General features: G+C 60.2%; 8 protein-coding genes. 5 read left to right on the top strand and 3 right to left on the bottom strand.

All coding sequences use genetic code 11. From position 1 onward, the window contains the following. Positions 1 to 153 precede the first annotated feature (153 nt). On the bottom strand, positions 154 to 1,845 hold the full coding sequence (locus tag ABX749_RS13290) for a DNA polymerase Y family protein (RefSeq protein WP_372896410.1): 1,692 nt from the start codon (positions 1,843 to 1,845) through the stop codon (positions 154 to 156). Then, positions 1,751 to 2,581 carry an ImuA family protein gene (locus ABX749_RS13285; protein WP_372896409.1) on the bottom strand — a complete coding sequence of 277 codons (831 nt, stop codon included), beginning with the start codon at positions 2,579 to 2,581 and terminating at the stop codon, positions 1,751 to 1,753. Before ABX749_RS13285 ends, ABX749_RS13290 begins: the two co-directional genes overlap by 95 nt. 530 nt (positions 2,582 to 3,111) lie before the next feature. Here ABX749_RS13285 and ABX749_RS13280 point away from each other — a divergent pair. After that, positions 3,112 to 3,378 carry a lipopolysaccharide assembly protein LapA domain-containing protein gene (locus ABX749_RS13280; RefSeq protein ID WP_145218863.1) on the top strand — a complete coding sequence of 89 codons (267 nt, stop codon included), beginning with the start codon at positions 3,112 to 3,114 and terminating at the stop codon, positions 3,376 to 3,378. 18 nt (positions 3,379 to 3,396) lie between these two features. On the opposite strand, the gene ABX749_RS13275 is transcribed toward ABX749_RS13280, so the two are convergent. Then, the gene (locus ABX749_RS13275) at positions 3,397 to 3,681 is read right to left on the bottom strand and encodes a hypothetical protein (RefSeq protein ID WP_372896408.1); all 285 of its coding nucleotides are present in this window, start codon (positions 3,679 to 3,681) and stop codon (positions 3,397 to 3,399) included. Between the two features lie 190 nt (positions 3,682 to 3,871). Between ABX749_RS13275 and ABX749_RS13270 the strand changes: the two genes are divergently transcribed. The 4 genes from ABX749_RS13270 to ABX749_RS13255 all read left to right on the top strand — a co-directional run bounded on the left by ABX749_RS13270 (position 3,872) and on the right by ABX749_RS13255 (position 8,181). Continuing rightward, complete coding sequence (locus ABX749_RS13270; protein WP_145218859.1) at positions 3,872 to 4,285, top strand: hypothetical protein; 414 nt, start codon at positions 3,872 to 3,874, stop codon at positions 4,283 to 4,285. Continuing rightward, positions 4,273 to 5,595 (top strand): PDZ domain-containing protein, encoded by a 1,323-nt coding sequence (locus tag ABX749_RS13265; protein ID WP_372896407.1) that lies wholly within the window; start codon positions 4,273 to 4,275, stop codon positions 5,593 to 5,595. Before ABX749_RS13270 ends, ABX749_RS13265 begins: the two co-directional genes overlap by 13 nt. Before the next feature lie 21 nt (positions 5,596 to 5,616). Next, complete coding sequence (gene mutY, locus ABX749_RS13260; RefSeq protein WP_372896406.1) at positions 5,617 to 6,759, top strand: A/G-specific adenine glycosylase; 1,143 nt, start codon at positions 5,617 to 5,619, stop codon at positions 6,757 to 6,759. Positions 6,760 to 6,984: 225 nt separating this feature from the next. Continuing rightward, complete coding sequence (locus ABX749_RS13255; RefSeq protein ID WP_372896411.1) at positions 6,985 to 8,181, top strand: cytochrome-c peroxidase; 1,197 nt, start codon at positions 6,985 to 6,987, stop codon at positions 8,179 to 8,181. Positions 8,182 to 8,405 lie beyond the last annotated feature (224 nt).

Below are 8,405 nucleotides of genomic sequence, written 5' to 3'. Positions count from 1 at the left end.
TGCGTTTTTTGGGGTTTCAACTTGAAACTTGAAACTTGAAACTTGAAACTTGAAACTTGAAACTTGAAACTTGAAACTTGAAACTTGAAACCTGAAACCTGAAACCTGAAACTTGAAACCTGAAACTTGAAACTTGAAACCTGAAACCTGAAACTAAAAAAACCGTCCATGTAAAAACCATTCCCCGCTCTTTAACTCTCGAAACACCCACCAAACGTTTCCGGTTTCGGTTTCGATGCGGTAGTAATCGCGGCGAATCGTCGGGCCGTCCCACCAGCCGGTTTCGATGCGTTCGGGGCCCCAGGCAAACGCGACGCGGTGTAAGGCACCTTCGAATCGGAACGGTGGCAGGGCTTGAAAAGGATTGGCGGCGTGGGCGGGCGATTTTTCGACCGCGGTCAAGCGAACGGGTTTGCGCAACAATTGCATCGGGCGGCGGCGTGCATCGTCACGGCGGGGAGCGTGAAAGGTGGAACGCTCGCCCGCCGTCTTTCGCTGAGCGGGTTGTTTCGATGGCAACCGCCGCAGCGCCTTGCGGGTCCGATGATCGGTCAAGGAATAGGTTCGAAACGCTTTCTCCGGCAACGGATTCTCACTCAATCGAACACCCAAGACGGCATCGCGACCGAGGCGACCGGAGAGCGTGTCGACGAGCCGGGCGAGGGAACGATCGGAGACCGCATTGTCACCTAACTCAATGGCGTCGTCGGCGAAGAGCGCGTTTTGCTGTGTCCGCAGCGGGCCGCTCTGCAAGACCGACAACGTGATCTTGGTGATCGGTGACGCCACGCGCAACGATTCCAAACTGGAGTTGATCAAACAATGAAGATGTTGTTGATCTTGGGTCGGGGCGAACATGCCGATCACCGTGGACAGCGGCGGCCGATCGACGAGTTCTAAACGACACGCCACACGCAACGCTCCGCGTTGACACGCCGTCAAACTCGCCACGATGGACTCCGCCAGCCGCCCCACCCGATCCATCACAATCTCAAGATCATCCGTCGGGTATTCCAATTCAAGGCTGCTGTGGTGCTGTTGTTCGGCATGGTGAACTTCCAACGGGATCTCGACTTCGCCCAAGATTTCGGCAATGCGTTTGACGATTCCGTCGCCCAAGCGTTGGGCCAGCCCGCCGCGGGGAAGTCGCAGCAATGCGCCGATGGTTTCGATCCCCAATCGGTCAAGGGTGTGTTTGATTTCTGATTCGATCCGCAGCGCGTTGACGCTCAAGTGCAGCAAATCATCGACACCGCGTGTCGAAATCACGGGGTCGTTGACGTCGTAATGGGCCAGCGCCCAAGCGGCGGCGGCGTGATCGGCGATGGCCAGTTTGCCGACCCATCCGAGTTCGGCCAGACAGCGGCCGGTGGCGTCCAGGATCCCGGCTTCATCTTCAAACAGATGCGTGACCCCGGACAGGTCACAAAACAACGTGTCGGGTTCCAGCAGAACCTGACCGGCCCAAAGTCGTTTGCCGAGCGATTCGATTGCGACGAGCGGGCTGATTTGATGTTGCAGGGCATCGGCAACGCGCCCCAAGGCCATCGAATCCGCGATCGGATCGTGCTCGGCGGTGATCGGGGTCACGCCGGCGGAACCGGCAAGCTCCGTCGCTTGGGCGATCGCGATGCCGGTGCGAACGCCCATCCGCCGCGCCGCGGCGCAGCAGGCGACGACCAGCCGTCCACGGCGGTGATCGTTCTTCCAAAGGATTAGCGGTGCCGCGCGGTTGTCCCGTGACGCATCACTAGGAAGCGGTTCGAGAGTCGCGTCGCGCCGCCACTCGCTTTGCAATCGCTGGATGGGCCAGTTGCGAAGCCAGATGCTCAGCAGCCGTTTCATGCCGTTTCGTCTGTGGGCCGATGGTGGTGGAAAGCGGACGGATCGTTGCCGCATCGATGATTTGCAGCGCAAGCTGCTTGCCGACCGCACCGCCACGAACACGGTCGAGTGTGACCGAAATGACTTCGAAATCACGCGAACGGTTCGTCATCGAACGCGCGGATTCATGCGAGCGGTTGGTGACCGAACGCGCCGGTTCACGCCGCTGCTGCGACACATAAAACTGGACTTCGGCGAAGCTGGGTTTTCCCCGCGCGGCAAACCCACGCACCAGCAACCCCGGTGTTCGACCGCTTTCGGCCGCCAATTGCAAACGTCTTGCGTCACGATCGTCGACTTGCATGGGCAGAGAAGCCCAGACGGCCGCGGCGGCGCCGGAACGCAGCGATTGATCGATCGCCCAAATCGCATCGGCACCACTGCGGGGACGCAACAGAATCATCCGCTGGTGCGGCACCCCCATCGAGACGGCCGCCGGCGGATAGAACGTGCCGCTGCAATCGACGATCACCAGCGGTCGACCGGGAATTTGACGCAAGCGATTCGCCGCGGCAGCCATCGCCAACGATCCGGCGGCGGCACTGTCGTGGGCGGCAATCCATTCAGTCAGCGTCGACGGGTGCAAACCGCCGGTCGGCAACCACTGATCCATCGCTTCACAGCCGGTCGAAAATCCTCTCCCACCGCTTTGCCGCGCCGTGCTGATGCACCCGACCTTGGCCCGCAATGATTTCAAGATCGCCTCACGGCTGGGAGGCTGCGATTCGTTTGAGATCCCCCGGCTTGCGGCGGCGTCCGGGCCCGTCGCCGATTCTTGATGGCAGGTCCGCGTGTCGACCGCCGAACTCCGACCCGACGGGGCTTGTTTTTCCTCAGCCGGGGGAAGATCCTGGGCCCGTCCGGTGGCGGCAAACGGCGCAGGTTCGCTAGAGATGTGACGGTTCGCGCCGGCAGCCCGACCCTCGGCGGCCCGACCCTCGGCAGCCCGACCCTTCGCTTGGGGCGGGGCGACCGCGGTAGCCTCCATGAACGAAAAAACTTGCTGCTGATTGGCCATTACGATTCATCCCGAACGAATGGATGCAAAGAAAGTCTGGGCCCGCATCCGACGCTAGCATAACGAATGCTAGCATTTCGGGCTCATTTTTTACCGTTCCCGTTTCAGCGGGCTGACCGCTCGGCACGACTAGTTCACTGGACAGTTGGCACTTCGCCGGCTACTCGGCACTTCCCTCAACCTTTCGCACTTCACTGGACACTTGCATCATGGCGCGATTTCGATGGTTTTTGATCATTTCCGGCGTGTTGGTGCTGATGATCTTTTCGCTTTCCAACACTCAAAGTGTTTTGCTGCGGATGCCGCTGGTGTTTCATCGGGAAGTTCCCTTGGCGATGTTGCTGGCGATTTCGGGCCTGATCGGATTTATGGTCGGTGCGATGTGGACGGCTTGGATGCTGCACCGGAAAAAAGAGCGGCTAGGCAAATCAGGCAAAAAAGACAGCCAGCCGGAGGGACCGGCAGGTGGCAGCTGAGCGGCTGACAGGCGGGGTTTATTTTCCGCGTCGAGCGGCCATTTCCTGGCGTCGCTTGGCGACCAGTTGGTACCGGAGCAGGACCAGGCGGGCCAAATCGCCCATGTGGTGAATCCCGTCGTCGGCATCGGCGTGATTGCGGTTCTCGCGGGGGGGGCGATCAGCAACCGTCGACGTGGCGGTTCGGGAGTGGGAAACGACGGGGCTGGCGGCAACCGGGCTGGCGGCCACCGCGGCGGAATTCACTGCGACGGGGGTGCTGGGGGCGAGCGAGCAGGGGTCGAACAGCATCATTTGAGTCATGGCAAAAGCTCCGGCGAAACAGGCCAAATACGTCTCGAATGAGCGATGTCTCATTCGTTGGCTGAATCATCGAGAGCGGCATGACACGTCCGGTCACGCCCAACGTGACTCTGTGCGAATCCACAAAAATCGTCTAGAATCTCCGGGACAGACATCCCCAATCATTCCCAATCTGAAAAGGCTTTTCAGCATGGCAGCCGCCGAAGACGAAATCGATTTCAAAATTTCACCGGACGACCAGGACGAGCACAGTTTCGTCTCCATTTGGAACATCGCGTCGGCAACCTGTGACGGTCAGCTCGCCGAGACCCGCGCCTTGGCCAGCAAACTGTTGAATTTCCTTTGCAAACGCGATTGCGACTTTGTCGTTTGCAGTTCCGCCAACATCGAGTACCTGGACGAAAAATTCGAATCCGACAACAAGATCCTGTACGACTGGAAACCGGAAAGCGAGCATGTCGACATCATCGCCCAGCACGCCGAAGTGCCGGGCAAGGCGTTCATGTCGTTCTTGAAAACCCACAAGTTCAACCCCGAGACGAAATACAACCCGCGCCGTGCGGACCGTGTCGAGTGGTTCAACGATCGCTGGTGCATCGGTTAGCGGAGAACGATTTGATCTTGGACGCCCCTGGCAAGCATCGACTTGACCGCTACGTCGCCGGCTTGGTCTGGGCGGCGTCTCTGATCCTCGTTGGCATTTCGGCCACCGCTCAGGTTCCCACAGCTCAGGTTCCCACCGGACCGGCTTCAGCGCAACCATCCGAGCCGCCCGCCGCGGCAGCGTTGGCTGAGCAGAACGCCGAGCAGAACGCCGAGCAGGACGACACGTCGCCGGCGGCCGATGAGCCGCCGCGCCGGGTTCCCCGCGACGAGCGGACGCTCGAGTACTGGGCCAGCCAGCTGTCCCACGAACGCTTTCTCCGCCGCCAATCGGCGCGCCGCCACCTGATCGACGGCGGACTGGATTCCGTCCCGGTCTTGCGCGACATGCTCGACGGCGGCGATTTGGAAACGGTTGAAAACGTCATCCTGATCTTGGCAAAAGTCGCCGAAGACGAACCGCCGTGGCAGACCGATGGGGCGCTCGCGACGCTGGAATCGATCGCCGCGACAAGCTTTGGCACCAAAGCCACGCTGGCCAAGTCGACACTGGAATCGTTCGCCGAATCGCGTGGCCGCGAAGCCAGGGTCCAGCTCTCGGGCGCCGGCGTCTTCATCGGCATCGACACCGTCGCCTTGGCCTCTCGCAGCACCTCGCATGAGATCGTTCGGATCAACCGGCAATTCAACGGCGACATCGAAGCGCTGGCCTGGTTGCGTTGGATTCGTGAAATCGATTTTGTCGTCATCGAAGACGCGATGGCGACAGCGGAAACACTGGCCGCGGTGATGAAGATGCCCGACTTGACGACGCTGGTGATCGCCGATTGCGAGCTGACGGTGCCGGCCGTCCAGACGTTGCAACAACGTTCGCGACTCGATGCGATCGAATTGCGGTACGTGCGTCTCAATGAAGAACTGTTGACCGAACTGACCCGCGTCCGATTGCGTGATGCCCTGCACTTGATGGGCACGGGGGTTTCCGAACAGCGTGTCGAACGGTTGCGTGTCGAAATGCCGGGGCTGGACATCACGCTGCGTCGCGGCGGTTTCTTGGGCGTGATGTGTCGCACGACGCTGCAGGATACCTGTGAAGTCAGCCAAGTCACGCCCGGCAGCGGCGCCGCGGACGCCGGCTTGCAAGCCGGGGACGTGGTCATTCGAATCGACGACGCCAAGATCACTCGGTTTGATGATCTGCAACAACAGATCAACACGCACATTCCCGGCGACGAGATTGCGATCCGTTACCGACGTGGCAACGAAGTGTTTGACACCGTCGCAACGCTGAAGAAACAGCAAAACCAATAGAGCCCCAGACGACGCGACACCTTGCCGACTGAGACCCCGCCACACCACGACGATTGGCAGCAGACCCGCTGGCGAACCGGATTGCGTCGCAAGCTGCTCGCTTGGTTTTCAAACCATGCCCGGGAAATGCCGTGGCGCAGCGATCCGACGCCGTACCACGTTTGGGTCAGCGAGATCATGCTGCAACAGACCCAGGTGGCGACGGTGTTGCCGTACTACCGACGCTGGATGAAATCGTATCCCACCGTCGCCGATTTGGCCGCCGCCGAAGAGTCCGAGTTGATGCGTCACTGGGAAGGCCTGGGGTATTATCGTCGCGTCCGATCGATGCACGCCGCAGCCAAGCAAATCATGACCGAGCATGGCGGCGAGTTTCCCTTGGACTATGAACAAGTGCTGGCGCTGCCCGGCGTCGGACGTTACACCGCCGGTGCCGTGCTCTCGATCGCAGCCGGCGCAAAACTTCCGGTGCTCGAAGGGAACACGCAGCGTGTCTACAGCCGATGGATCGCGCTGCGGGTCCCGCCCACCGATCGCGACGCCAACAAACTGTTATGGGACGTAGCCACTCGGATGCTGCCGCGCAGCGGCAGTGGACAATTCAATCAAGCGGCGATGGAACTGGGCGCGTTGGTCTGTCTACCCAAGAATCCGAAATGCGACCAGTGCCCGGTTCAGAGTCACTGTCGCGCCGCCGAACTCGGTCTACAGGCCGAGATCCCAGGAAAGATCAAACGCATCGCCTACGAGGATCGAACGGAATTCGCGCTGATCCTCAGCCGCGAACAACGAGGGGCGACGCAGTACCTTGCCCGCCCGCTGCCCGATGGCGGACGCTGGGCGGGGCTTTGGGATTTCCCCCGTTGCACCGACGCGGCGACCGAATCGGTCGACGCGGCGGCCGGCTGGCTGTCGCAGCAATTGGGCGCAGAAGTTGCCGCCGGAGTTCGGCTACAGACCCTTCGTCATGCGGTCACCAAGTTTCGCATTTCGCTGCACGTGCACCAAGCAGCATTTTCAAATGCCGTGGCCGACCCAAAATCACCGGCACCGTGGCAATGGGTCTCACTTGACCAAATCCGCACACTGCCGTTGAGTGTCACGGGCCGAAAAATCGCCGATTTCCTGGTCGATGACGACCAATCAATTTTGCCGCTCAGTTAGAGTGAACGTGGCGTAAGCTTCCAGCTTGCAATCCAGCTCGACCGCAAGCTGGAAGCTAACGCCAACGACTCCATCCGCTTTCCATCCCACCTTCGAGAGCCCACATTCACGATGTCAAAACCGAAACGTTCTTTGTTGCGATCCCTGTTTTCGCTGGCACCGATTTGCCTTGCTTCGATCGGCCTGGTTTCGGTCGGCCTTGCTTCGATCGCCAACGCCGAGCCGCTGGACAGTTCTGCCCCCTCCCAGTCCGCCCCCTCCCCATCCGCCACGATCACACTTGGCGAAGACCACTCGCTGCTGATGGGGATCCCGGGCAGCGGAAAACTGACGTTGGAAGAAGTCCGCGACTGGCTGTCCCAACCGAAGCAACATGAAACGTTGTCGGTCACACTGCCCAAGGGGCTCAGCGCCGCCCAAGGAAACATCTTCATTCCAGAAGACAATCCCCTGACGCGGGCGAAGATCGAACTCGGGCGTCAATTGTACTTCGATCCCCGATTGTCCAATGACAACACGATTTCGTGTGCCTCCTGTCACGACCCCGCCCAAGGATACGGCGCCCAGACCCAGTTCGGCGTCGGGGTGCGTGGTCAAGAAGGCGGTCGAAATTCACCGGTCGCCTACAACCGCATCGTCAGCCAGGCCCAGTTTTGGGACGGCCGCGCCGCCACCCTGGAAGAGCAAGCGGTCGGCCCGATCGCCAACCCCATCGAGATGGGCAACAACCACGAAACCTGCGTCGCCGATTTGGCCGCCAATCCGATCTACAAGCTTCAGTTCGAGAAGGTGTTTGGCGACGGCGTGACGATCGACAATGTCGGCAAAGCGATCGCCGCGTTCGAACGGGCGCTCGTCACCGGACCGGCACCCTACGACTACCAAAACGATCTGGACACGTTTGAGAAACTGTTCGCCGACGACCTGGAATATTTGGACGAAGAACCAGAGTTGAAGGCCCAATACGATGCGATCAAGGCCGCGATCGCGGAGAACCCGATGAGCGAATCGGCCAAGCGGGGGATGAAGCTGTTTGCCGGAAAAGCGAACTGTGCCACCTGTCATGCGGGGGCGAATTTCACCGACGAGCAGTACCACAACTTAGGTGTCGGCATGGAGGCGGACGAACCCGATCTGGGACGTTACGAGGTCACGAAAGAAGAAAAGGACAAGGGAGCCTTCAAGACACCGACGCTGCGAAACATCGCGCTCTCGGCGCCTTACATGCATGATGGCAGCCAGAAGACCCTTCAAGAGGTCGTCGACTGGTATGACAAGGGCGGACACAAGAACCCTTGGTTGAGCGACAAGATGAAGGTGCTGAACTTGACCGACCAGGAGAAAGCCGATCTCGTCGCCTTCATGAAAGAAGGCTTGACCGGCACGTTCCCCAAGATCCAAACGGGACGTTTGCCCGAGTAGACGGGCATGCCGTGCACGCCGCCAGGCGGTAGGGCATGCTGTGCATGCCATCAGCCGTTCGTCACGCACAGCGTGACCTACGTCGGCTGATGTCAATCGATGTTCAGCCGTTTGGCGCAAGCCTTCGTGTCATTTGTTAGCGGCAGGGCGCGAGCCCTCCGGTCTGTCGACGCATCTTCGATGCTGCCACCGGACGGCTCGCGCCGTTCCGCTAACACCGCCGT

The organism is Stieleria sp., from assembly GCF_041595215.1.
In the GTDB taxonomy this organism is placed as follows: domain Bacteria; phylum Planctomycetota; class Planctomycetia; order Pirellulales; family Pirellulaceae; genus Stieleria; species Stieleria magnilauensis.
Note: the sequence above shows the minus strand (reverse complement) of the source record. Positions and strands in the feature narration are given on the sequence as shown.

Coding starts and splice junctions, on each gene's coding strand:
- ABX749_RS13280 (WP_145218863.1), top strand. CDS start 3,112: ATGGCGCGATTTCGATGGTTTTTGATCATTTCCGGCGTGTTGGTGCTG.
- ABX749_RS13275 (WP_372896408.1), bottom strand. CDS start 3,681: ATGACTCAAATGATGCTGTTCGACCCCTGCTCGCTCGCCCCCAGCACC.
- ABX749_RS13290 (WP_372896410.1), bottom strand. CDS start 1,845: ATGAAACGGCTGCTGAGCATCTGGCTTCGCAACTGGCCCATCCAGCGA.
- ABX749_RS13270 (WP_145218859.1), top strand. CDS start 3,872: ATGGCAGCCGCCGAAGACGAAATCGATTTCAAAATTTCACCGGACGAC.